We start from the raw sequence: 23,782 nt of genomic DNA, 5'->3' as shown, positions 1-23,782 counted from the left end.
CATCGACATGATGCTTAAAACTATCATGTCTGACCTCTTTATATGGGTAGGAAAAAACCACGCAACGCTCTACGCCGCATTAGGAATAGTTGACATCAAAAAGCTATTAATGAGTGAACAAAGAAGAAGGAGGGAAAGAATAATTAACGGTTAAGAACTTACACGAAAAGAATAATAAATCAAATTGATTATTTTAATAAAAATAACAGAATGAGATTTTTAATTAAAAATAAATTCAACAGGAACTCAGCCGTTCACCGCGTGACGACAGCAACGGGCCGGGTAGACGAGAGAAATTCAGGATTGAAGAAACGCAGAAATGAAAAAGGCCCACGTTATAAATAACGTGGGCCTGAATAGTGGCGGAACGGACGTCCGCTTGATATAAATCCGATTTTGTACGTTCCCATCAATAAAACCCGCACATATACAGTAAATCACACCATTCACCGTCCGATGTATGTTAGTCCCATCCAAAGAAAGCTTCAATTAATGGCATACCAGATGGCATACTGAAGGCATACTCAGATTTAAAGGAAGCCACCACTTATGGCCTTACTCACTGATACCAAAGCCCGTCATATCAAACCCAATGACAAACCGATTTCGCATGGTGGTGTCACTGGCCTAACACTACATCCATCTTCCACTAAAGGACGCGGAAAGTGGGTGCTACGCTACGTCAGCCCTGTAACTCAGAAACGACGTAATGCCGGTCTTGGCTCTTACCCCGAAGTCAGTATTGCTGAAGCGGCTAAACTCGCGCAAACCATGCGAGAACAATTATCGGCTGGAGATGACCCTCTTGAACTTAAAAAAGCGGAGACGACCAAAATCGTAATTCCGACTTTTGAAGAGGCTGCACGAAAAGTTCATACTGAGTTGCTTCCAGGATGGCGTAACAAAAAGCATGCCCGGCAGTGGATATCTACACTCGAACAGCATGTGTTTCCAGCTATGGGGACCGTTCCTCTTGATGCGATTACACCTGCCAATGTTGCGGATGTTTTGCGTCCTTCGTGGATGACTATCCCCGAAACCGCTGGACGGGTAAAACAACGTATTCATAAAGTAATGCAGTGGGCCTGGGCTCATGGGTTCTGCTCAGCCAATCCTGTTGATGTAGTCGACCACCTCCTTCCCCAGCAGGTCAGCGCCAGTATACGTACTGAACATCAGCCTGCTATGCCCTGGAAAGTCATACCGTTATACATCGCAAGCCGCGTTTACACTGAAGATCGTTACAACGTTACCCGAGGACTACTATTATTTGTCATACTGACAGCATGTCGTTCGGGTGAAGCTCGTGCGATGGAATGGTGCGAAATTGATTTTAAACGCCAGATCTGGACCATCCCACCAGGTCGAATGAAAGGCGGTGTCCGGCACAGAGTACCACTGTCAACTCAGGCGCTTGAGTTGCTTGAACAGATGAGAGGATTACATGAAACGCTGGTATTCCCTTCCCCCAGAAAACAAACCGTTCTCTCTGATATGGTTTTGACATCATTTTTACGCAAAACAAAGGCTATCAGCGATACCCAGGGACGATTTGCGGTCGCACATGGATTTCGCTCCAGTTTTCGTGACTGGTGTAGCGAACAGCATTACCCACATGATTTGGCTGAACGTGCACTGGCTCACACTATCAGGAACAAATCTGAAGCTGCCTACCATCGTACAGATTTGTTAAATGAACGAAGGCCTATGATGCAGGCATGGGGAGATTACGTTATGTCTGCGATCTCCAAGACCTGATAAACAAGCCTTGTCGCAGGGTATGTCTAAACACTCATATAATAGACTTGGGGGAATTTTGTTTACCATTCAGGCTGCACGTGAAGAGGCGAATAGATTTCGAGAACTACTCGAAAAATGCGATCCCTCAACAACATACCTCATCCCTCATGGCTTTCCTGTCATGAGCTGCAAACTTTGCTCAATGCTACTTTCCTTCCACTTTCTGAAATTATGGCCTGATCTGGAATTGAAAGGTGTTTCAGGAGCCACTGGTAAAAATGGCGCGATTACTCACTACTGGCTGGAAGTGGGTGATTACGTTATTGATATCACAGGGGATCAATATAATGTCATCAGCACCAGCAAACTAAACGAAGCTATCGTCAAAAACAGGCCTTTTTTGCCTGTTCACGTTGCTCACAGAAAGGATAGCTATCTCTATATTTTATTTAAAATTCAAGGGAGAGAACTCTTAACCTATGGTTTTCCTACAATCGGTAATGATTTTATTGATGAGATGGAATGCGATTATCGCCAGCTAGTCGGGTGAGGGCGAGCAATGCAGACCTGCGCTTATATCGGCAAGTCTGCAACTGAAGTTCTATTTGTCGCTCAAGGGGGGCTGTATTAGCTGGCTTGTGCCAAAGTTGCGATAACCGTCATGGAAGTCTTTACTGTATTCTTTGCTCAGATAGGCTACCCGTAGCAGAAAGTCATAATAATCAGCACTTAACGTTAACGCATCATCCCGAGTGAACCACGCGCTGTGATTCTTCGGAAAATGCGGGAGATAAGCATATTCAGGATAATCAAGCCCAATGGCGCTGCACCAGGCTTTCTGTATCCGGGTCCCCATATTATCAGCGTCAGGCTTTGTATAATCTCCCAGATAGGCATAGGCCTCTCTGTCAAACAGCAGAACCAGATGGTAGTGAGGATGTTCCCCGGTAACACGCTCTCTGGCCCAGATATAGCCGAGTGGCACAGGCTCACCAGGCCTGCCAAAACGCTTGTGTTCTTCCCTTAACCGGCTTTTAAGGGATTCCATAGCCCGAGTAATGGCTTTCTCATCATCCTTCTGAAAGCATATCGGCAAGTCCGGCTCTCCTGGCACATGGGACTGAGCAAACCTCAGGTCAGCGCGTAATGCGAATATCCGGTTATAGTTTTCCAGATAATTAGATATTACAGCCAGCGATCGACGAAGCATATGTCCTGATATTCTCGAATCATATTTACCTTCAGCTTCCTTCTGCAGGAATTCAAACTCTTTCTCAGTTAAACCATAAGGTGATTTCATAATAATACCTTTCAGCAAAATTCATTAGATATTGGGTAGCAAGCTGCTACCCAATTAAGCGTACAGGTTACCCTGCAGGGATTTATTATCTCTGCTGATACTCAGGTTTGATTATTGTGTTGGCATATACCGATATTTAGTGTATTGACGCAAGAGCACCTACCAGCAATGATAAATATATTACATATACCGACTAATCAATACGGATAATAATCCCACTATCAACAACGAAACCCGCAGCACACTAAGGGTTATGAGATCCATAACCACCTGATAAATCGTAAAAATCACTCTGAAGTTATTCTCTCAGCGGGATGCTACTGATAGCACTACCTCCCCCATGATATTCTGGTATACCTTTCAAAGCCTTGTGTTCTGTATCCAGTTCTGAAGGTGCTATTTCGGAAGCTAGGTATTTGACATAATGCGTTCCGCTTGCGTCTTCCCACAACTGGACTTTCCCTTCATCAGCAAGCTGTTCCAGAACAGGCTCAAGATCAGCTTTTTTTCTGAGCGAACGATGTATATCTTGCATCATGTCACGCCTTAAAAAATCATAAGACCCATTTTTAACAAGATGGTTTTCAAGCCAACTGAGTACTCTTTCAGAATGGGAAGGTCCCCTGACCACATCCATTTTTACAATAAAATGATTAAGGTGCCATTCCGATATTAACAATGCAGCTTCCAGAGTTTCCAGCGTAATAACGGTTGAGTCAGGAGTGATAAACAGCTGCATCACAGCAGCACTCCTCGCGGTATGTTCGCAGTACCGCGCAGCCCAGTCGTTATGATGGTACAGTTTTCCCCCCGGCTGCATCAGACGCTTTACGTCCCTACCAACATCACGCAACCGCTTCTTTGCGTCAGGAGCAAAAGTCATACAGATTCGGGGTTGATTTTTTTTTCTGCGTTCCATCCCGGCAAGTAAATGTTTTTTCTGAATGGCATAAAACTTTTCCAGATCGGACTCATCGCCAGAAACCAGCTCATCAATATCAATCTGTCTGGTGAGTAACGTAAGATCCATAGTTAACGTACGCGCATAAATTCCCGTTGCTCGTATTGCGTTACCCAGTGATTTCAGTGTGCAGTCATGTGGCTCCGGCTGTGTCATTAACAGCATACCAAGCCGGGGATCTTTAATATCTGTGATACCCGTTGACGCACGACTGACCCGATAATCATCACCACACCATAGCGTATTATTAATTGCGATCTTACGGCGCATGATGCTTTCATACAGAGCACTTCCCTCGTCAGAGGTGATACCCAGACTGGAGTATTGCCCCAGCTCTTTCAGAAGGGCTTCCGGCGTGGGATCCGTTACCGTCAGATGCACCCTTACAGGCTTAACCGGTTCATTTCTGAGACATTCATCCAGTTCATTTCTGGCCGTCTCCACTCCCTCTTTCTGGCGCACTGCTTTCTGAAGCGATTTCTTAAGGCTCTTACATTCTTCATCCCATAGCACGTATTGCCGTTCATATTTCTTCAGCATGACTAAAAACACCTCAGCCAACTCACGTTCAGTTTGATGAATTTGCGCCATGATGAGCCTGTATACCGTCGTTTTTTTGCTTCCGGACCTTGCCAGTATTATGTGAAAATGCGATACAGGAACGATAATATCATCATCAATTTCAACATCATACATATCCTGGCAGGCCAGAGCCATGCTCCCCAGGAGGGTTGCAAAGATAAGCTCAACCGCCGCGCTGGTTTTGCCGTAAATGAAAGAAATGATTTGTTGAAAAAAAGTCAAAATTGCTCTTGTGTTCAGATTAACATGATGATTTTCAGTTTTTTTATGGGTAAGTTTCATTGCATAGTCTCTTTTGAGAAAAAATTAAACGCTTCTGGAAGCGATCCACTCATCAACGGAAGTGGAACGCCATCCAACGGAAGCAGCACCAAGTCTCACGGGTTTTGGAAACGTTTCGTCGTAATACCTGGATTCGGGATTTAGCTTTTCATAGATAGTTGACCGGGACAGGCCAACTATCTTCGTCAGCTCTCTCATGCGCAGAATGCGCTGTTGTGGCTCTGGTTGTCTGGTGTAAACAGATGACATTTTCGATTCTCCTGTTGGATGTCTCTGGCTGTGGTCGCAATTTTCCACAGGAACTGAAATACTGTCCCCGTAAAAAAAACGAAACCAACCACAGGGAGTGACAATGCACACTTTTGCCAGTCTGATGTACGATGTTTACGAGTCCTTCGGCCTGTTCCAGAAAGGGGCTCGCCAAGCAGACATACGTGGATCCGCTAACTTTTCAGGTCACCAGCGTTTTTTCGATAACAATGATGACGAAGAGCTGATGGAAGAGAAACGCTATGATGAAATCATCAGACACCTTGATGAGGAGGGGGTGTTCAGTACGGAGCAAAGAAGGAAGATTTTTTATAAATATGAGCAACTTTATAATGCTCTGATGACTCGGCCTGTTTTTACTGAACTAAGTCGCAAACAAGTACAAATCCGCTACGCCCAGTATATACTCCCCAGGCTCATCGCACTTGATATCTATAAAACTTACAACTCTGAAAACAAAAATAGCTTCTATCACCACATACACATTTTCTTGCAAAAAGATTATTGCCCATGCTGGCAGGAGAAAAAAGAAGGGGCTTTTTCTGCTGTTCGGCAGTATCTGAAGAATTTAGTAAGAAAACAAATTTTCTCTCGTACAGACTCAGATAATCTGGCACCTCTTTTAAAAGTCATTGAAAATATCCGCACTGGTAACACACAGAAAAAAGGTGCGCTGGATACATCAATTATAGAATGCCTTGAGGCGTATTCTGGTATTGTCGACGATAAGACACTGAACAGCATCAGAGTCAACCTTGACAATATAAAAAAAGCCCATTACTCCCTGACCGTACTCCTGAATGCTGAGCGAAAACTCCCTGTCATTAATATCATCTCACGGTACTACAGAAACTATGTAGACAATGGAATAAAACCCGGCAATATATCAGCAATGTTATGCAGACTACTGTATGAACCAGAACCCCAAGATTTTATCCATCATGATACCATGATTAACTCAATTGCGAATTATTATCATAAGAGAATAAAACCGATCTCCCTGAATATAAACGAGGAATGTTTACAGAGTATCAGCGCATTAAAAAACATCGTTTTCAACTTCAATGATAAAACCATTATCTCCGAAGCACAGTTAACTGACATCGCTGTAAAATTAAAAAAAGAACCCCATAAACAGCTTGTTCAACCGTATTTTGAACTCTGGAAGCTTATAGATTTAATCAGTAAAGGGGAAACAGAGGAAGCCTATGAGAAAGTCAAAATTATTCCTCTGGATGATTTACCTGTAGGATACCTGGCATCTGCTTTTTTAGTTATCCATATTGCATTACGCATAAAGTTCGAGAGGAAAACCGTTAAAAAAGGTGTTTTCTCATCAGCTGTAACAACTATTCTTGAAAATCAGGGAATTTATACTGACTATATTCCCGTCAGTTGGGCTTATACAGAAACCCACAGTGACGGCTCTGATATGAAAAGCATCCATCTTTCTGAATCCATTTTATCAGATGCCAACAATCTGACCATCATGCGTTCGGTAAGGATGTATAATAACATGGTCAGGAGAATAAGTGACTGGAATGACCTTGAGCTGGAAGGTATTTATCCTGAGTCTGTTTACGGGCTTCTTGATAAAGTTGACACTATCCTGGGTAAGATACTCAACATTATCTTTGTTGAAAAAATTACTTCCTGCCAGGATTTAGCTTTCATTCTGAAAAATAAAAAAGTTCTGGCTCGAGGTGAACTGAATGATAGCCTTATCGGCATACTGATTAACTGTCCTCTTTTGGCGTGCGTACGGGACCTGGAGAGCTTAACAAAATATCTTCGCTGTCCGGGAGAGGAAATAAAAAATATAATTCTTTCAGTTGACAAAAAAAACTGGAATTTGACATATGGAGCCCTGAAGATTCTGGAGGAAGAAAGAAAGATACAGGCGGGGAAAACACAGGGAGGTGGAAAATAAGTGCATATTTTTGCATCTCCCCCGGCTACAGTGGCTACGCGTAGCCACTGTAGCCGGGGGGCTTACATTGAAAGTAACATTTTACAGTTCAGAAAAAGTAGGTAAATCAAGACCCAAGGCTACCTTGGCTTTTTTTGTGCTCTATCAATACCCGAACCAGGTCGCTGCTGCTCCCAGGCGAATAATTGGTTCGTAGCAATTCGTTTATTACTGGAATAATTCCAATAATTTATAAAACGCTTCGTTACCCACTCTATTTAGTCAGTCGAGGCTAGCACCACCCCATGATTATGCCGTGACAAACAACAATACCGGGTAATTTTAAGTGATTATATAAGGTTCATTTGTGCGGCAGAGAGGTTACGACTATAATGTAAGCAACCCCCAGAGCGTCAGTATCAGCAGGATAAACAGATTTAACTGCATCAAGATTTTTATTGCTGGATAATAATAGCTTTCACGAATTTGCAGAATATATTTTTGTAAGGATCTTTAACCTCCACTCTGACGATTCCGGTAGTCCTAACAGGATAAAAAATTATACCAACTCTGCGGTATGAAAAATTAATTGACTGAGCATTAATATATTGAACATGGATACACTCGTTTTATCATTAGTTGTAATGATAACAGGCTTGTTCTCGAAGAGTTATTAACTTTCCATGGAAAGCTCATTGCTTCATGCATTATATCCATCTCCAGCAAAAATTGATTTACTCAGGATTAACTTCAGCTATATCCTGGACTGCTCCACTTCCCTGAAAACTGCAAATACGTGCTGGACTGCTACTCTCCAGAGTATATCCAAGAGTTCGAAGAGCTGGTTCATCGTCAGTGTAAATAGACCCGCTTTAGTTCCATGCATTTTTTGAGATCCCAGCCAAATAATGGTGTTGTCGATATTCCTCCGGCGTCATATTGTTCAGTGATTCATGCGGGCGTTCACAGTTATATTCTGACAACCATTTTTCCGTGATTTCCCGCACTTCATTCAGCGTTCTGAACAGATAAAAATCGAGTATTTCCGTACGGCATGTCCGGTTAAAGCGCTCAATGAAAGCGTTCTGCGTCGGCTTACCCGGCTGGATAAATTCCAGTTTTACTGCATGTTTCTCTGCCCATTCAGCCAGCGCCAGAGAGATAAATTCCGGGCCGTTATCCATGCGAAGCATGGCCGGATAACCAGTAGTGTGGAAACCTGCTTGGAGCTATAACTTTCGTCGTAGGAATTAATGACCATTATTTGGCCAGCATCAACAGGCTGGCCATCTAAAGTAACAAGTCGTTTAGTTGCACGCTCTGGAAAGATAATATCCTTTGACTGCCTTTCTTCTTCAATGTCCTTTAGTACCTTAGCCAAGGAGGTTTTCAATGTTCCATTGGGCGCATACAAAGAGCACACGCCGTCAATGCTATTAATTCTGGTAAAGTCTAACTACTCCACCAGTTTATTGATGCTGTAACAGTTCTCCAGATCCAGTCCAAGTTTCATTTCGACTTCTTTTTCAAATCGTTCATTTCAAAAAACTGTGAATTAACACTGCTCACGCATACCTGCTTGAAAACTCGTCCATCGAATTAGATACCGTAAACTTCACCTCATCACCCAGTGCTTCAAAATGTGCATAACCACATTTTATTTTGGCATTTTCCTCCGGACGTCGTTCCACCGAGAAGAGCGTGCTTTTGGTTTCGACAACGAAATAGAGCTTTTCTTTTCCGTCCTTTTCGATCAGCACCGCCCAGTCGGGGTTGTAACCGCCTAATGGGGTATCGATTTTGAACCAACCAGGGAGTTTGGCGTAAAGTTTGATATCCTCGTTTCGCTCGAAGGCCGAGGCGAACTCCAATTCGATATCAGAGTCGTAAACCACGTGGTCGAAGACGGACTTCTCGGCTTTAACCATGTTGTCTTTCAAGTAGCCGAACAACTCGTTCTGTTGGAATAACTCCTGAGCATAGAACTGATCATCACCAATCTTTTGGTACTTGATGCCGTCGACAATAAACAGGCGCATCTGACTTTTGATAATGTTGGCAGACTGCTCAATAAACTTCTGCGGGTTGTTCTTGAATGATTCCAGGCGGCCACTTTTGTTGATAATGGCAACTATGGTGCGACGCGTCAGGTTGGTTTCATTCTGTAAATAAGTGATCAAATCGGGCAAATCGAACGCGCGGGATTCGTACACACTGGTTGTTTCCTGAACCTGTTGTGTATGCACTCCACTACGGTCTATTTCAGTCTTCGCCTTGCGGTAAGTGAAACGAGCCTTGCCCACCTGAAGGTTAACTTTGATCTCTTCGGCGCACTTTTCGATCAGCGCGTTGGTATCAAAGTCCACACGGAACGTGGTTTTGTATTTAATACGATCCCACAGAGCCTGGAACTCGGGACTCAGATAGACCGCTTTGTTCAAGGAAACCTTGGCTTTGTCATCACGGTTCTTGATGTTCAGGTTACCGGATACTTTTTTCAGTACCGACACAATCTGTGCTGCATGGGGCTGGAATGCCTCAGGCAACGCCAGAGTACCGTTCTTCAATGACGCCTTGAGGCTATCCTGCACTTTACCCTTGCTGTCAATGTGGCCTTCGCTCTGCAAGTGTTCCCACAACTGCTTCGACGCCTCGGCACCTAAGTATTCGTGATTGTGGTCGTCAACCGGTACCACGATATTGGCAAACAGGTGCTTCTCGACCACGCCAAACTTGATGCCTTCCTCGTTTTCTATTTCCTTCTGCAATTGCTCTGCAAATTGCTCGTAGGATTCATTAGCCATCACAGTGAGGGTATTCACCGCAAAGCCATGCACCCGCTCGCCATCCTGATTCACACAAATGCGCAAGCCACGACCGATCTCCTGACGTTTTTTAATGACCGATGTGGTTTCGTTCAGGGTGCAAATCTGGAACACGTTGGGGTTGTCCCAGCCTTCCTTGAGCGCTGAATGGGAAAAAATGAATTTCAGTTTGCAATCAAAACTCAACAACCATTCCTTGTCTTTCATAATGGTGTTGTAAGCACTGCCATCAGATTCGCTGCTTGCCGCCTTGCCATCTTTTCCAATTTTAGATTCTTTGAGCATTTCCTTGCCTGACGAATCTTTTTTCTTATCGATCGCAAAATAACCGTTATGCACGCCTTGTGCAGCTGTATCCAGATCGGCACCTTCAAATAACTGGCTGTACTTGGGTTTGCGAATGGCGCGATCGTATTCTTCCTCAAACATCAGGGCGAACTTACCCTTTTGCGGGTTACCGTCTTCGTCATACCAGCGGTAGTTGGCGACCTTGTCGATAAAAAACAGGCTCAGCACCTTAATGCCCTGTGGGCGCAGGCGCATTTCTTTATCGAGATGCTCTTCAATGGTTTTGCGGATCTGCAGGCGTTTAAATTCATCCGGATCAACTTCTCCCAAGGCCTGACCCAGTTTCAGAATATCGGGCTTACTGGTAAAGCTGATGTATTCATTGCCCTGTTCGCAGTAGATGTCATCAATAATGTAGCCGTCATATACATCGCGGCCACCGCTGTACCTGGCATCCAGCAAATCCGCTCCGCTGGTCACCGTGACTTCCTTGCGCTTAATGCTGCCATTCTTCAGGCGAGCATCAATTTCGATTTTGGCACTGATCGGGCTTTTTTTATTGTTCACACTGACCAGCTTGATAAAGGCCTTATTGTGGCCGTCCTTAACCTCAATGCCTGCCACTTCAATCTGCTTAACCAGTTTTTGCTCGTAGGCATCAACTGAATCAAGCTTGTAGAGCATATGGTGCTTTTCCACATGGGTAGCTGAATAACGCAGTGTACACATGGGATTAAGCGAGGCGATGGCCTCTTTACTCTTATCTGTGGTGTCAACACTCTGCGGCTCATCGACAATCACAATTGGGTTGGTTTGCTGGATAAATTCGATCGGCTTGGCACCGGTCATCCGGTCGTGTGCCCGGTGAATGATGTTGGCTTTGTTCTCTTGCTCCGGGTCGCTAAAGCTTTTCCGGAAGGCATCGATATTGATGACCATGATCTGAATGTCAGGGCTGGTCGCAAAGTTACGCACATCCGACAGCTTACTGGAATCGTAGGTGAAATAGTCGAAGGCAACGTTTTCGTACAGCTCTTTAAAATGAGTCGCCGTAATTTCCAGTGACTTCTGCACTCCTTCTTTAATGGCGATGGACGGCACCACGATAATAAACTTGGTAAAGCCATAGAGCCGGTTCATTTCGAAAACTGTACGCAGGTAAACATAGGTTTTACCCGTTCCGGTTTCCATTTCCACGGTTAAGTGAATGCCGTATTTCGAGTCAAATGACTCTGACGGCGCGAGGCCATTTTTCAGCTGTATTTTGCGGATATTGGCATGGATGTCTTCATCCAGCAGGCGTAGGCGGTTACCAATACCCAGGGTATCTTCCTGAATACCATGAAACAGCGAGCCTTCTTCCCAGGAATGCAGCGGTGCTACCGTAAAGTTGGTCTGGCAGATTTCCTGGCCGGCGAATACGCCCGTTACTGACTCAATCGCATCACGCTGATAATCCAGATTGGCATCGAACTGAATCTTCATGCTCATATTACAGGCTCCTTACGTCTTCAATTCCGGCCTGCTTGAGAATCTGTACCGCGTTGGTTTTTACCACGTCGTCGGCAAACCCGGCGTCTTTGAAAACCACCCGTATAATTTCTGGGTTGAGTTCGTCTTTGAGCTTGACAATCCCTTCCACCACATCGAGGGTAATATCATCCGACAGGCAAATCACGAGCGCGCCCATACCGATATCAAACACCTTATGGCCAGCCACACTGTGCTCGGCAATTGGCAAGGTCAGATCCAGACCGTACTTCAGCAGCACCTCGTAGAGCACATCCTCTTCTTTACGACCATGTTTAATATTGGATATCTGATCTTCCAGATCCTGCTCCGTAAGATCGAAATCCAGCTCCCAAGGTTTGATATTGGTGGAATCAAGTTTGAAGACTTTAAAGCCAAGGTCACCCTGATAATCTGGGTTTTCATCTTTAATTTGACACGCCGCTCGGCGAATGCGTTCTTTGCTGATATCCGAGATGGTTTTATAACCAGCTTTGAATGCCTCTGATTTTTCGTCAGTAATTTCCGGGAGTTGAACCATTACAAATCGATTCGCTTTACTTCTCCTTACATTCAATTCAATGCATGCATGCGCAAAAGCTGAAGATCCAGCAAAGAAATCAAGAACCAAATCACTCTCCCCTGTGAAAGTGTCAATCAGACGAGCAAGAACGGAAATGTCTTTTGGAAAGTCGAAAAACTCACCACCCATTAGTGCAGACAAACTCTTCGATGCAGCTCGTCTGTCTTTATATAGAAAAGTGCTAGGCGCCCATGTCTCCGTGTGATGCAAATATCTTTTGTACTGAATTCGGCTCTCTTTTGAGGATGGAAATATCAAAAGTCCTTCCCGATCTAGACGAGCCATTGCCTCTTGGTTATACCTCCAACCGTTTTTTGGTGGCTTATAACCTTTGTATTCAAATATCAGGTTCTCTCTATAATTCGGACTACTGATATTGTCGCCATAATAAACGCCGCCTTCATCCATTTTTGAATAATGTGAATGTTCCTTGGAAGGATCATTTTCACCCAAATCATTGAACCACTCTTTTAGTTCCTTAGATGCTTCGTCGTAATTGGAGCCGTGCTTTTTTAGCAGAGCTTTATGCTTTTCATATACCTGATCGAGTCCTTCTTTCCTCTCTCGCCATTTGACTTCTCTCGCTGATAGATAATTTTCATTTTTAACATAAACCAAAATATAGTCATGTACTACAGAGAATCTACGGGAGTCATTTTTCCGGCCGCCTTGCCATACAATGCTAGCGATAAAGTTTTCTTCGCCAAAAATCTCATCGGCAATTTTCCTTATATTGGCAAACTCATTGTCGTCAATACTGATAAAAATAACCCCATCATCCTTTAGTAGATTACGAGCAAGTTTCAGGCGTGGGTACATCATGTTCAGCCAGTCAGTGTGATAGCGCCCACTCGTCTCCGGATTGTTAGATAAGTTTCGCCCCTCACCATCCACCTGACCAGTGATCTCTTTGTAGTTTTTGATATTGTCTTTAAAGTTATCTTTATAAACAAAATCCTTGCCTGTGTTGTAGGGCGGATCGATATAGATCATTTTGACTTTTTTGTGATAGCTCTTTTGCAGTAGCTTGAGTACTTCGAGGTTATCGCCTTCGATAAAGAGATTTTGAGTATTATCCCAATCAACGGATTCTTCTTTACAGGGACGTAAGGTTCCAGCGCTTGGTGTTTGTGCCAGCATGCGGGCTTTGCTTTTGCCATTCCAGGTGAAGCTGTAGCGTTCTTCGCGACCATCGACATAGTCACCGAGCACTTCTTTCAGGGCATCGAAGTCGACTTTGCCTTCGATAAAGGCTTCTGGAAACAGCTCTTTGAGTTTACTGATATTATCAGCGACGATGTCCATGCTCTGTGAATCCATTTCTGGTATGACGTTTTTCACTGTGTTTCCTCTTAATTCTTTTGTTTTCGGCTTCTACTTTTTCAATTCGGTTAAAGCGTATTAGCGATCTGCCTGAGCCGCTGTTCCTGCTGTTTAATCTGGGTATTCAACACAACCTGCTGGCTGAACTCGGCCTGTTTTATCTGGGCGCGTAGTTTTTTAATGTCCTGCTCGATTTGACGGTAATGTTGCAATTGTTGCCGCTGCTGCTCTGCAGCTTCGCCATTCACTAAACCATCCACCAAACAAAAGCGCCCACTGACTTCAGCACACTGAAGCGCTTGTACACGGTACATAAAGGCTTGGTAGAACTGCCAGAAATTACTGTGCGGCAAGCTGGTAAAGTTCAGGCTGTTAAAAAACGCTTGTTCACTTTGAGTCTTGCAGCCCAACCCTAGCCAAGGTGATAGCTGTAACTCTTCAATGACCCACTTTGCTTGATCCGCTCTGTTTATGCGCTTGTCCGCCAGGCAGATAGCCAGTTGTTCTTTGTCGTGTTGTTTTTCGCGTACGTTTGAATCCGAATCGCCAGTGCCCTCTGTGCCTTTGTTTTCAGCGTGCACAAAGAAAATTACTAATGGGTAAGGTATCGCCCTGTTGATCAGCTGACCAATTCGTTCTGCGCTTTTGGTATTGCTTAATTCCACGTGCAGAAAGGCCAGCTCACCATAGTCGCGCAGGTCGTCACTAAAAGGCGCGATATTGATGGTGCTGGGCTTTAGGGTGTAGAGCCAACGGATTTTATCAACATCGTCCTTCAGAGCCTTTTTGTCTTTAGCGTCCAGGTCGGCGTGCTCCTGAAACATCTTTTTGAACAGGGGCTTATTGAGCACACAGCTATTGGGCACGTTCAAGCCTTCCAGAAAGGCTTCGAATTGTGGCAAGCCTAACCTCATATCAGACATCACGCTCTCCTTGACCTTCTGTTCCCTGAGTAACGGCTGTCAATATCAGGTAGGACACCACCATAAAGTCTTCAATGCCCTGACTGGAGGTGGCGGTAAGTACAGTACCGCCTTTGGCAAACAGGCTTTCAATGCCTTTTTCTTCGCTCTTCCCGGCAATGCTATCTACAGCGACAGCTAATAGGTGCTGAAAGTGGCTCATATCACACCCGTGGCGTGTCATGCGGTTAACTTCGGTGATGGCGGGTTGATCGGGCACTTTGTGCTTAAAGGCTTCACGCTTGAGCAGATCGAGTATCTTTTTACTTTGGGTGAAGTTCAGCTCAACTACAGTGCTGCCTTCGGCATCAGCGGTCACGTAGATCAGGAAGTAAGGTGCCAGCGGGTAATTATCATCTACCTGAACCGCTTCTTTACCGCTGCGGATATTCTTCAGGCAGAAGATGACGCCGGGTTTGATGCCATCGGCGACCATATCTTCGTCAATGCTGACGGCGGCATACAGGCCTAGCGGTGTTTGCTCCAGCGTTGCGAGACGGGCCTTATCGTTCATGTAGCCTGACAGATCCATGCGGAAGTCATTGAGGGTAAGGTCGGTAATGGATACACCGCCGCTCATGTCCTCCAGATCGACTACTGCGTCTTTGAGTTGCTGTAGTTGTCTGCGCCGATATTCAAGGTCATTCATGTCTTTGGCGTTTTCATCGATGACGTTCTCTTCGCCAGTTGCAGATATATCCAGCAACACCATACGCCCCGAGACACGCGCTTCCAGATTGATGTATTCATCCAGCTCCATGTTGGGCCAGAAGTTGATGAGCTGGATTTGCGTGTTTTTACTGCCAAGACGGTCGATACGGCCAAAACGCTGAATGATACGTACCGGATTCCAGTGAATGTCGTAGTTGATGAGCGTATCGCAATCCTGCAGGTTCTGACCCTCACTGATGCAGTCGGTGGCTATCAGTAAATCCAGTTCGGTAGTAGCGGTTGGGTCTACTTTGCCGCGCTCTTTGGATACCGGAGAGAAGGCGGTCAGAATATTGTTGAGGTCAGAACCTAAGCCCGTCATGGTGGTTTTATTGGTACCGCCGCCCGTCACCAATGCACTGTGAATGCCCAGTTCGGAATGCGCCCATTGCGCCAGATGGACATACAGGTATTGAGCCGTGTCGGCGAACGCGGTAAAGACGATCACCTTTTTATTGCCAGGATTTAGCGGATTAGCCACCTTGCTGGCAATGGTTTTTTTAAGCAGCTCTAGCTTTGCATCACGGCCTGCGTTCACACTTTGTGCTGTTTTGGCAATGTGGCTTAAAAACTCACGGTCGGCCTCCAGTTCCTGCCTAAAGCGGATGAGATCCATATCCTGCAGCAACACTTTGGTTTTGTTGCCCACCATGTAACTTTCCAGCTCCGTGGACTCCAGCTCAAAGTCGTGGATATCTTCGATATTCAGCTCGGACAGTTCTTCTGATTCGTGGGCATCAATTTTGGCCAGTAGTCGGTCGACTTGCTGAGCAAGCTTTGTGGCCGTAAGCGTGAACGAATGAATTGAGCTTTCCATTCGCTTGAGTAAATTGACGCGCATGAGGTGAATCAGGCTTTCTTCACGGTCTACCTGTTTGAACACGCCTTTACCTGCGCCTACGGCTTTATCGTAACGACGGGCGTATTCGGCTTTTTTAGCTTCGCGCACGAATTTCAGCGGAGAATAACCCGCTAGGGATAGCCGCCGGATGGTTTTGTTGACCTCTTTTAACGGCGGAAACTCGCCGGATGCGTCAATGTCGGCATAGATGTTTTTCGGTGGCAAGCGAGTTGGGAAGCGGCCGATATCTTCGGTGCCGTAGTACTTTTCTATGTGTTTGCGGGAACGGGCAATGGTAACGATATCGAGCAGTTTGAAGTAGTCAAAGCTCATAATGTCGAGCAAGGCTGCGGTGGTACGCTTTTCGACCGGCTCACTGACCCATTTGTTAAATTGCTTCTGGGCAAGCCGCAGAGTGGATTCAATATTTTTAATACCCTGTTCGGCAAAGGCATCGTCCCGACCTTCAGTAATGAAGGCGACCTGATTTTTCAGATCGTTCATGCGGTTGTTGACCGGCGTTGCCGACAACATCAGCACCTTGGTTTTTACGCCTGAGCGGATAATGTCGTTCATCAGGTGCTCATAGCGGCTTTTACCTTCCGCCTTGCTCGGTGTATTACGGAAGTTGTGGGATTCGTCGATGACCACCAGGTCGTAATTGGCCCAGTTCACTGTCTCCAGATTGATTTCGCCCGAGTAGCCTTTCGGTCGAGTCAGATCGGTATGGTTCAGTACGTCGTAATTAAAGCGGTCAGTTGCGAGCAGGTTGCGCTTATCGTTGACCGTGTACATGGTCCAGTTGTCACGAAGCTTTTTCGGGCATAGAACAAGCACCCGATCGTTACGCAGTTCGTAGTATTTGATCACAGCCAAGGCTTCAAAGGTTTTACCCAAACCCACGCTATCGGCAATGATGCAACCGTTGTGCTTTTCGAGCTTATCTATTGCACCCAGCACTCCGTCTTTCTGGAATTTGTAGAGTTTGCTCCAGACTAGGGTATCTTTAAAGCCGGTTTTACTGCGGATGATGTTGTCTTCGTCGATGTCTTCGAGGAAGTCTTTGAACAAATGATATAACGTGAGGAAATAGATAAAATTGGCCGATTGATCGACGGCGATTGCATCCAATTTGGCAATCAGATCATTCTTTATGTCACGAAGATTCTGTGCATCAGCCCAGACATTATCAAACCACGTCAAAAGCTGCCGGGTGCTCTCAAGGTCAGACAAGCCTATGTTCATGTGCAGGGAGTCGCAGCGCACGTCGCCGAGCCCAGTTGGACTGAGCGTGGCACTGCCGCTGATGGCAAAACTTTGCTCGGTAGCCCCAAGATGAATAATATTCTGCCCCGGCTGAGGTCTTACACTGGCTTTCACTTCAGCCTTGTTTGCCAGCCATTGCGAAAACTCACTGGCGATGCGTTTTTGTTGCAGCTGATTCAGCAGGCGAACGTCTGAATCAGAACCAACCAGGTTCTGCAGATTGGTCGAATCCCATTCGCTGAAAATAATCCTTGCAGACTCCAGCTGCTTCAACTCGTGCTTCAGCGAGGCAAAGCCATATAAGGTAAACAGGCTGGACAGAACAGAGAGCTTGGAACCAGAAAAGGTATGTTTTTTCAGTTCGATACCAACATGACCGCTAGTTTTGTTATCCAGTAACACCCCGAAATTCCCTATTATTGTCTGTCATTCTTTTGTTCTTCTATCCACTTTTCGATGTCTTCACGCTTGAAACGCCAGGATGTGCCCACTTTGAAGGCAGGTATTTTCACTGACATTACCATACGGTAAACAGCTCGCTCGTTGAGCTTGAGGTACGACGCGACATCCTTGACGGTCATTATTTGCACACTCATTTGCGTTATCCGCACTCTGTTGAGGGTAATGTTTCAGTGTCGAAATAGTACAAGGTTGCCATCATACGTTCAACATTATCACCCGTTGTCAAGCAGATAGAAGCCATCTAGGTCAGGGGGAATGACTAGGAATTACTCCCCAAGGGTAGCGTACGTCTACACACATCAAATTAGCTCCCGCACAGGGACATAGTAGAAATCTTGTGTATTGCAATTATGGATACTGTCATCGTCTAGGTAGTTCGCCAGCTTTGTAGTGTTTTACTGAATTTGGCCACCTGAGCAGAGGTGAAATGGGAGAGTGATTTTCATACGCTCTCGTATGGCTTCCGGCCTGAATGCAGTGTTCATCACGCGATCCGCACGGTGAAATTACAGCTCACTGACTGTGGGGAAACCCGGGGCGCTGGGTGATTGAAGACGACCTGTCCAGTTACTTCGACACCGTACACCATCGACTGCTGATAAAAGCCGTACGCCGCAGGATCAGTGACACACGTTTTATGGCCCTCCTGTGGAAAACCATCAAGGCGGGCACATCGAGGTCGGTCTCTTTCGGGCGGTAAGTGACGCCGCGCCTGCTGACGTTGCCACGAATATTCGCCAATACGCTGCCAGACTTCGGTATGAAAGCGCAGAATCAATGACCGGTAATCGGCCATGCTTTCGCGGTACGGCAGCGTCAACGTAAAGCAGAACACCACGAGTCGTGGGTAATGGTCAACGGCCTGTTGCAGAAAGGCTCGTGTATTTGTCGTGTCAGTCGAATTGCCGGAGACGATGGAGGGAGAATAAGGATTCATAACGGCGCTCTCAATGAACACTGGTGTGATGGACAGGAGTGTGATGTTGCAGGTGTGCTGCTCATCATCGATCCCATATCATTACGTTCGCTCACTAAGACGGAGTGCCTTTCGTCATTTAACCTGTCACAATCCAAATAATTTCAGACAGATATTATCTCCGTGAATCCCCCGCCTCCTTAACCGGAGCGCGGGGATTTTTCTTTTTCACGTTGAGAACCCTGTATGACTAAACCTCACGGCCTTCAGGCCCTTGAACAACCGCTGGCGTCGCTTCCCGATACGCTTCGCCAGCTTATTCTTGAACGTATTAAGAATCTCACCCACTACGAGCCGGTGATTGGTATCATGGGCAAAAGCGGTGCCGGTAAGTCTTCGCTCTGTAACGAACTCTTCCGGGGTGAGGTCTCCCCCGTCAGTGATGTGAACGCCTGTACCCGTGAAGTGCTGCGCTTCCGGCTGCGCAGCGGGCGTCACAGTCTGGTGATTGTTGATTTACCGGGTGTGGGAGAGAACGGGCAACGGGACCATGAATACCGTGCCCTGTACCGGCGTATGCTGCCGGAACTGGACCTGGTTCTGTGGGTCATTAAGGCCGATGACCGGGCGCTGTCGGTGGACGAGCAGTTCTGGCGCGGTGTGATGCAGCCTTACCAGCAGCAGGTGGTGTTCGTGATTAACCAGGCCGACAAAATAGAACCCAGCCATGAATGGGATACCCGTTCGGGTACTCCCTCAGCACAGCAACAGAAAAATCTTCAGGAAAAGCAGGTTGCCATTACCACGATGTTTAAGCCACATCACCCGGTCTGCGTGGTATCCGCCTGTACCGGATGGGGCGTGGAGGATATGGTAGCAACCATGATGCGCTGTCTGCCGGACCGCGCCACCAGCCCAGTAGCGACACAGTTGCACGGGAGGCTCTGCACGGAGCCGGTAAAGTCGCAGGCCCGTGACGGCTTCGGTGAGGCGGTGGGGCGGGTGTTCGATACGGCAGAGTCATCGTCATTCCTGCCTGCGCCGCTGAAGACGGTGATACGTACCGTGCGTGATGCGGTGGTGTCTGTAGCCCGCGCGGTCTGGGACTGGATCTTCTTCTGAATGAGTAAAAGGTCATCAGCGTTGTAGTGGATGGCTCTGTTTATTCACAGCCTGGTGGATGATTATTTTAAAGCAGACACAACCTGTCCTGACCAGCAAAAGATATCACCAGTCATAAGCGCGTCACCACTGCCGACGTTGCATCCACGCAGTCTTCTCGCGCCAGGCGTTTCGCTACGTATCACGGACATAACCTGTCAGTCTCATCCTTTACAGTAATACCTTCTTAATTAATCAATTACCAAACACGGAGATAATACATGTCTCAGACTGAGCGTCGTTATGACCGCCTGTCTGTCCGGCTTTCTCTGATTATCAGCCGTCTGCTCGCGGGTGAAACGCTGAATATGCGCAAACTGGCCGCTGAGTTTGGCGTCTCGGAGCGTACCCTACATCGTGATTTCCGCGAGCGTCTGATTTATCTCGACCTCGAATATCAGGATGGCTGCTGCCGTCTGCTGACCGGAGGCCGTCAGGAGATTCGGGAGGAGGCCGCAATGCAGTTTGCCCGTCAGTCAGGCACTGGCGCGTTGTTTCCTGATATGGACCACCATCTGGTCAGTTCATTGCTGAGCAGCAAGGACTCCTCGCCATGCCTTATCTGGCATCCGGGGACATCCGTAACGTCTTCCCGCCCAGGCATCTTCACACGACTGGTCAGGGCGGTATCAGAAAACAGGAAGGTAACCCTGCTGGCTGACGGATGCCGTTGCGACAACCTTGCCCCCTACCGACTGATTTTCAGCGCCGGTGAGTGGTTTCTGGTGGGGGAACACCTTGCCCGGATAACCGTTTTTGCACTGCACACAGTTCACTCCGTGACGTTTCACGCGGAAACCTTCACACCAGACGGACATTTCACCCGCATTCTGTCACACCCGGATTTTTTACAGGCGTTACCTCATTTTCATGTTTTTCATTCACTACTCGCTGACGGCAGTTACGGGCAGCTTACCCATAAGGAACAGGCATGAAATTACTCACCTCGGCGGCGCTGGCCGCCAGCCTCTGCATTACCTCTGTGACCCCGGCCATCGCAGAAAATATCGTGGGTTCAGTTAAGGCCTGGCAGTACATGCAGGCTGATGGCTGGAAATCCGCTGATGGATACGATGATAACCGCATGCATAACGAGTTATACCAGGCGGTCGTTCTTGATAATTATCCCTGGACGAATCACTTTCTGCTTCGTAGCAGAGGCGGTAGTTCGCTTTATCTGGCAGACAAGAAAGCTAAAACTGTCAAATACATCGATATAAAACCTCGCGACGAGTATCCGTTACATCTTCAGGTAGTTTATCGGGGAATTGATGACGGGAGTGGCTGTTATTTCGCCATTGTAGATGACCGAATGGCAAACTACTGGACGATTGTTGAAGATCGTCTTCTCTATCAGGACCCACCTGTTGAAGACGTCGATGCGAAAGCTGCTGAGCTTAGAAAACAACTCACGCCGGAAGTCGTGATGATGGTGAAGGATAATTGTATTGACAAACAGCAGCAGGCTGCACTGGCAGCTAAGCGTTCTGAAAAAGATCGAGAGTTGCAACAGTGGGTAGCGAAACAGAGCCTGGCGGAATTATGTCGTCGTACCGGCAACTGCTGACCCGCTGAAAACAACCATAACAGGGAGTTTTTAACATGAATATATTTACTACGCGTCTGACGACCTCTCTGGTGGTCATCGGCACTCTGCTGCTCTCCGGCTGCGACAGCAAGGAAGATGTAGGCGTGAAGACGATTGCCCGATTTAAGGACCTGACTCCGCCGCCCTTCAGCGACGTGGTGGCGCATAAATCCGATATCGAGCAGGAATGGGTAAAAAAGGATGCCTTCGGCACACCGCTATACACGGTAATGAAAACCCGCCAGTCGCCGGAAGGCTGTGAGTCCGGCAGTTATTACTACATTGCTGATATGCAGCAGAAAACTGTGCAGCCGCTGATAGCCGCCCTGTGTCTCGCGGACAATATTACTCTGAGCTTCCGGATCGAGACCGACAGCTACACGGGTGAGAAATCGGTGGTGTATTCGCACGATGGCAAGGAAATGGGGAAACTCTTGCTGCCGGATAACCAGGAGAACCATCCATGAAGAAGCTGAAAAGTGTTATTTCCGCTGCGACCCTGAGTCTGTGTCTGCTGACACCCGCTCATGCAGAAGAGCAACGTTATATCAGTATCCGCAATACGGACACTGTGTGGGTGCCTGGTAATATCTGTGTTTACCGGTTCCGCCTTGACAACGGCGGCAGCGGGGAAGGCTTCGGGCCACTGACCCTTTCCCTGCGCCTGAAAGACAAACAGGGTAATACACTGGCTGTGGGGGAGATGGGCGTTGAGCCGTTTGGCGACAGCGATGCCTCCCGAACTCAGGATGCCTCACTGGAACATGAATGTGTGGAAAACGTCAGTTCCGTCGAAATCATGAAGGCGACGGAAGCCTCTGAGGGTTACCAGACTGACCTGCCGCTGTCCGTGTTTGACCCGCAGTATTATCGTCCACTACCGGTGTCGGTTGCCGGAGGTAAGGCATCCTGATGCCATCATTACCCGGCTGTTCCAGCCCCTGTCGCTTATGCAACAGGGGCTTTTTGTTATTAAGGAAACAATCTGTATGCCAGAACTTACTGTACTGCCTTATGGTCCGTTTACCCGCCAGCAGTCAGCGGCTGTGGCGTCACAATACACCAACGTTGCTACAGAGGATGACCAGAACACACATTTTCGCCTGGTGGTCCGGGATACCGACGGCAGGATGCACTGGCGGGCCAGGAACTTTGAGCCGGAGGCGGGTTACTGGCTGAACCGCTATCTCACCAGCGATGGCATTCGCAGAGCCACAACGTAATACATACTACCGTTACCTTCAGCATACCACCCGCAACGATGTTATAAACAGAGCTAGGCCACACCTCCTTCGGGAAGTGTGGCCTTTCGTATTTTTATCGAGAGAATAAGGAGTTATCCATGCGACTCGCCAGCCGCTTTGGCCGTATCAATCAGATCCGCCGCGACCGCCCCTTAACCCATGAAGAATTAATGCAGGTTGTTCCCAGCGTCTTCGGGGAAGGTAAGCACGTGTCCCGTTCAGACCATTACAGCTACATACCGACCATTACCCTGCTGGAGAACCTGCAGCGTGAAGGATTCCAGCCGTTCTTTGCCTGCCAGACCCGCGTCAGGGACCAGAGCCGCCGTGAGCATACGAAACATATGCTGCGCCTGCGTCGCTCCGGGCAGATAACCGGTCAGCAGGTGCCGGAAATTATCCTGCTCAATTCGCATGACGGTTCGTCCAGTTACCAGATGTTGCCGGGGTATTTCCGTGCCATCTGTACCAACGGTCTCGTCTGCGGGCAGTCATTTGGCGAGGTGCGAGTGCCACACCGGGGAAATGTCGTGGAGAAAGTGATTGAAGGCGCTTACGAAGTCCTCGGTGTGTTCGACCGGGTGGAAGAGAAGCGTGATGCGATGCAGTCGCTTTTACTCCCGCCACCGGCACAACAGGCTTTTGCCAGAGCCGCGCTGACGTACCGCTTCGGGGAAGAGCACCAGCCGGTGACGGAAGCGCAGATACTGACACCCCGCCGCTATGAAGACCGTCAGGATGACCTGTGGTCAATTTTTAATCGGTGCCAGGAGAACCTGCTCAAAGGGGGGCTGCCAGGACGTACTGCCAAAGGCAAACGCAGCCATACCCGCGCGGTGAAAGGCATCGACGGCGACGTTAAGCTCAACCGGGCACTCTGGGTGATGGCGGAAAAACTGCAGCAGGCGCTGAGCTGATGCCACCACTGCCTGATAACGCCCACCCGGCCGCCATTAATCCTGCCCCCTGGAGAACAACCCCGGCAGCCGCCCCATCTCCGATGACGACCTGTGCGCCTGTGCTCACACCTTCTTTATCGTCCCGGTGAACTCAGTTTCT

At 47.4% G+C, this 23,782-nt stretch carries 18 protein-coding genes and 2 pseudogenes; 11 read left to right on the top strand and 9 right to left on the bottom strand.

Translation table 11 applies throughout. The features are described 5' to 3' along the window. The first annotated feature begins 549 nt into the window (after positions 1-549). Positions 550-1,758, top strand: coding sequence for a tyrosine-type recombinase/integrase (locus tag ACQG19_RS04485; RefSeq protein ID WP_060615163.1), 1,209 nt, complete (start codon positions 550-552; stop codon positions 1,756-1,758). Between the two features lie 22 nt (positions 1,759-1,780). Beyond that, on the top strand, positions 1,781-2,290 hold the full coding sequence (locus ACQG19_RS04480) for a hypothetical protein (protein ID WP_163455359.1): 510 nt from the start codon (positions 1,781-1,783) through the stop codon (positions 2,288-2,290). Positions 2,291-2,341: 51 nt separating this feature from the next. On the opposite strand, the gene ACQG19_RS04475 is transcribed toward ACQG19_RS04480, so the two are convergent. From ACQG19_RS04475 to ACQG19_RS04465, 3 genes are all read right to left on the bottom strand, one after another. Beyond that, the gene (locus tag ACQG19_RS04475) at positions 2,342-3,040 is read right to left on the bottom strand and encodes an inovirus Gp2 family protein (protein WP_001614376.1); all 699 of its coding nucleotides are present in this window, start codon (positions 3,038-3,040) and stop codon (positions 2,342-2,344) included. A 298-nt stretch (positions 3,041-3,338) separates the two neighbouring features. Continuing rightward, positions 3,339-4,865, bottom strand: coding sequence for a YfjI family protein (locus tag ACQG19_RS04470; protein ID WP_060615164.1), 1,527 nt, complete (start codon positions 4,863-4,865; stop codon positions 3,339-3,341). A gap of 24 nt (positions 4,866-4,889) precedes the next feature. After that, complete coding sequence (locus tag ACQG19_RS04465; protein WP_001614372.1) at positions 4,890-5,114, bottom strand: helix-turn-helix transcriptional regulator; 225 nt, start codon at positions 5,112-5,114, stop codon at positions 4,890-4,892. Positions 5,115-5,217: 103 nt separating this feature from the next. Between ACQG19_RS04465 and ACQG19_RS04460 the strand changes: the two genes are divergently transcribed. Beyond that, entirely contained in the window at positions 5,218-7,065 is a 1,848-nt protein-coding gene (locus ACQG19_RS04460; RefSeq protein ID WP_246932897.1) for a hypothetical protein, read from the top strand. An 851-nt stretch (positions 7,066-7,916) separates the two neighbouring features. Here ACQG19_RS04460 and ACQG19_RS04455 read toward each other — a convergent pair. From ACQG19_RS04455 to ACQG19_RS04430, 6 genes and pseudogenes are all read right to left on the bottom strand, one after another. Further along, positions 7,917-8,249, bottom strand: a pseudogene (locus tag ACQG19_RS04455) (transposase); the annotation flags it as partial. 360 nt (positions 8,250-8,609) lie between these two features. Further along, positions 8,610-11,648 carry a type III restriction-modification system endonuclease gene (locus ACQG19_RS04450; protein ID WP_001614367.1) on the bottom strand — a complete coding sequence of 1,013 codons (3,039 nt, stop codon included), beginning with the start codon at positions 11,646-11,648 and terminating at the stop codon, positions 8,610-8,612. A 1-nt stretch (position 11,649) separates the two neighbouring features. Beyond that, a complete protein-coding gene (locus ACQG19_RS04445) occupies positions 11,650-13,590 on the bottom strand; it encodes a site-specific DNA-methyltransferase (protein WP_001614366.1) in 1,941 nt (646 codons plus the stop codon). A gap of 50 nt (positions 13,591-13,640) precedes the next feature. Continuing rightward, positions 13,641-14,495, bottom strand: coding sequence for a DUF4391 domain-containing protein (locus ACQG19_RS04440; protein WP_001614365.1), 855 nt, complete (start codon positions 14,493-14,495; stop codon positions 13,641-13,643). Continuing rightward, positions 14,488-17,754 (bottom strand): helicase-related protein, encoded by a 3,267-nt coding sequence (locus tag ACQG19_RS04435; protein WP_246932896.1) that lies wholly within the window; start codon positions 17,752-17,754, stop codon positions 14,488-14,490. Before ACQG19_RS04435 ends, ACQG19_RS04440 begins: the two co-directional genes overlap by 8 nt. A 14-nt stretch (positions 17,755-17,768) precedes the next feature. Then, complete coding sequence (locus ACQG19_RS04430) at positions 17,769-17,933, bottom strand: helix-turn-helix domain-containing protein (RefSeq protein WP_425531660.1); 165 nt, start codon at positions 17,931-17,933, stop codon at positions 17,769-17,771. Between the two features lie 303 nt (positions 17,934-18,236). Between ACQG19_RS04430 and ACQG19_RS04425 the strand changes: the two are divergent. The 8 genes and pseudogenes from ACQG19_RS04425 to ACQG19_RS04390 all read left to right on the top strand — a co-directional run. Then, positions 18,237-18,528, top strand: a pseudogene (locus ACQG19_RS04425) (group II intron reverse transcriptase/maturase); the annotation flags it as partial. Positions 18,529-18,976: 448 nt separating this feature from the next. Continuing rightward, positions 18,977-19,852 carry a GTPase family protein gene (locus ACQG19_RS04420; protein WP_001614360.1) on the top strand — a complete coding sequence of 292 codons (876 nt, stop codon included), beginning with the start codon at positions 18,977-18,979 and terminating at the stop codon, positions 19,850-19,852. Positions 19,853-20,112: 260 nt separating this feature from the next. Beyond that, the gene (locus tag ACQG19_RS04415; RefSeq protein ID WP_040207089.1) at positions 20,113-20,826 is read left to right on the top strand and encodes a WYL domain-containing protein; all 714 of its coding nucleotides are present in this window, start codon (positions 20,113-20,115) and stop codon (positions 20,824-20,826) included. After that, positions 20,823-21,458, top strand: coding sequence for a hypothetical protein (locus ACQG19_RS04410; protein WP_000772020.1), 636 nt, complete (start codon positions 20,823-20,825; stop codon positions 21,456-21,458). The genes ACQG19_RS04415 and ACQG19_RS04410 overlap by 4 nt, the downstream gene beginning before the upstream one ends. A 35-nt stretch (positions 21,459-21,493) precedes the next feature. After that, positions 21,494-21,946 carry a YfjS/YafY family lipoprotein gene (locus ACQG19_RS04405; RefSeq protein ID WP_246932894.1) on the top strand — a complete coding sequence of 151 codons (453 nt, stop codon included), beginning with the start codon at positions 21,494-21,496 and terminating at the stop codon, positions 21,944-21,946. Then, the gene (locus ACQG19_RS04400) at positions 21,943-22,392 is read left to right on the top strand and encodes an IrmA family protein (protein WP_040220400.1); all 450 of its coding nucleotides are present in this window, start codon (positions 21,943-21,945) and stop codon (positions 22,390-22,392) included. The genes ACQG19_RS04405 and ACQG19_RS04400 overlap by 4 nt, the downstream gene beginning before the upstream one ends. Before the next feature lie 76 nt (positions 22,393-22,468). Then, positions 22,469-22,702, top strand: coding sequence for a DUF905 domain-containing protein (locus ACQG19_RS04395; RefSeq protein ID WP_001114682.1), 234 nt, complete (start codon positions 22,469-22,471; stop codon positions 22,700-22,702). A 119-nt stretch (positions 22,703-22,821) separates the two neighbouring features. Continuing rightward, complete coding sequence (locus tag ACQG19_RS04390; RefSeq protein WP_172700835.1) at positions 22,822-23,640, top strand: DUF932 domain-containing protein; 819 nt, start codon at positions 22,822-22,824, stop codon at positions 23,638-23,640. Positions 23,641-23,782 lie beyond the last annotated feature (142 nt).

The sequence above is a fragment of the Enterobacter cloacae complex sp. 277I4 genome, assembly GCF_050031465.1.
In the GTDB taxonomy this organism is placed as follows: domain Bacteria; phylum Pseudomonadota; class Gammaproteobacteria; order Enterobacterales; family Enterobacteriaceae; genus Enterobacter; species Enterobacter cloacae.
The sequence above is the reverse complement of the archived record's forward strand: the minus strand, read 5'-3'. Positions and strand labels throughout refer to the sequence as shown.

Bases quoted from the DNA above. Each gene is read 5' to 3' on its own strand.
- ACQG19_RS04485 (WP_060615163.1), top strand. From the start codon at position 550: ATGGCCTTACTCACTGATACCAAAGCCCGTCATATCAAACCCAATGAC.
- ACQG19_RS04480 (WP_163455359.1), top strand. From the start codon at position 1,781: ATGTCTAAACACTCATATAATAGACTTGGGGGAATTTTGTTTACCATT.
- ACQG19_RS04475 (WP_001614376.1), bottom strand. From the start codon at position 3,040: ATGAAATCACCTTATGGTTTAACTGAGAAAGAGTTTGAATTCCTGCAG.
- ACQG19_RS04470 (WP_060615164.1), bottom strand. From the start codon at position 4,865: ATGAAACTTACCCATAAAAAAACTGAAAATCATCATGTTAATCTGAAC.
- ACQG19_RS04465 (WP_001614372.1), bottom strand. From the start codon at position 5,114: ATGTCATCTGTTTACACCAGACAACCAGAGCCACAACAGCGCATTCTG.
- ACQG19_RS04460 (WP_246932897.1), top strand. From the start codon at position 5,218: ATGCACACTTTTGCCAGTCTGATGTACGATGTTTACGAGTCCTTCGGC.
- ACQG19_RS04450 (WP_001614367.1), bottom strand. From the start codon at position 11,648: ATGAGCATGAAGATTCAGTTCGATGCCAATCTGGATTATCAGCGTGAT.
- ACQG19_RS04440 (WP_001614365.1), bottom strand. From the start codon at position 14,495: ATGTCTGATATGAGGTTAGGCTTGCCACAATTCGAAGCCTTTCTGGAA.
- ACQG19_RS04430 (WP_425531660.1), bottom strand. From the start codon at position 17,933: ATGACCGTCAAGGATGTCGCGTCGTACCTCAAGCTCAACGAGCGAGCT.
- ACQG19_RS04420 (WP_001614360.1), top strand. From the start codon at position 18,977: ATGACTAAACCTCACGGCCTTCAGGCCCTTGAACAACCGCTGGCGTCG.
- ACQG19_RS04415 (WP_040207089.1), top strand. From the start codon at position 20,113: ATGTCTCAGACTGAGCGTCGTTATGACCGCCTGTCTGTCCGGCTTTCT.
- ACQG19_RS04410 (WP_000772020.1), top strand. From the start codon at position 20,823: ATGAAATTACTCACCTCGGCGGCGCTGGCCGCCAGCCTCTGCATTACC.
- ACQG19_RS04405 (WP_246932894.1), top strand. From the start codon at position 21,494: ATGAATATATTTACTACGCGTCTGACGACCTCTCTGGTGGTCATCGGC.
- ACQG19_RS04400 (WP_040220400.1), top strand. From the start codon at position 21,943: ATGAAGAAGCTGAAAAGTGTTATTTCCGCTGCGACCCTGAGTCTGTGT.
- ACQG19_RS04395 (WP_001114682.1), top strand. From the start codon at position 22,469: ATGCCAGAACTTACTGTACTGCCTTATGGTCCGTTTACCCGCCAGCAG.
- ACQG19_RS04390 (WP_172700835.1), top strand. From the start codon at position 22,822: ATGCGACTCGCCAGCCGCTTTGGCCGTATCAATCAGATCCGCCGCGAC.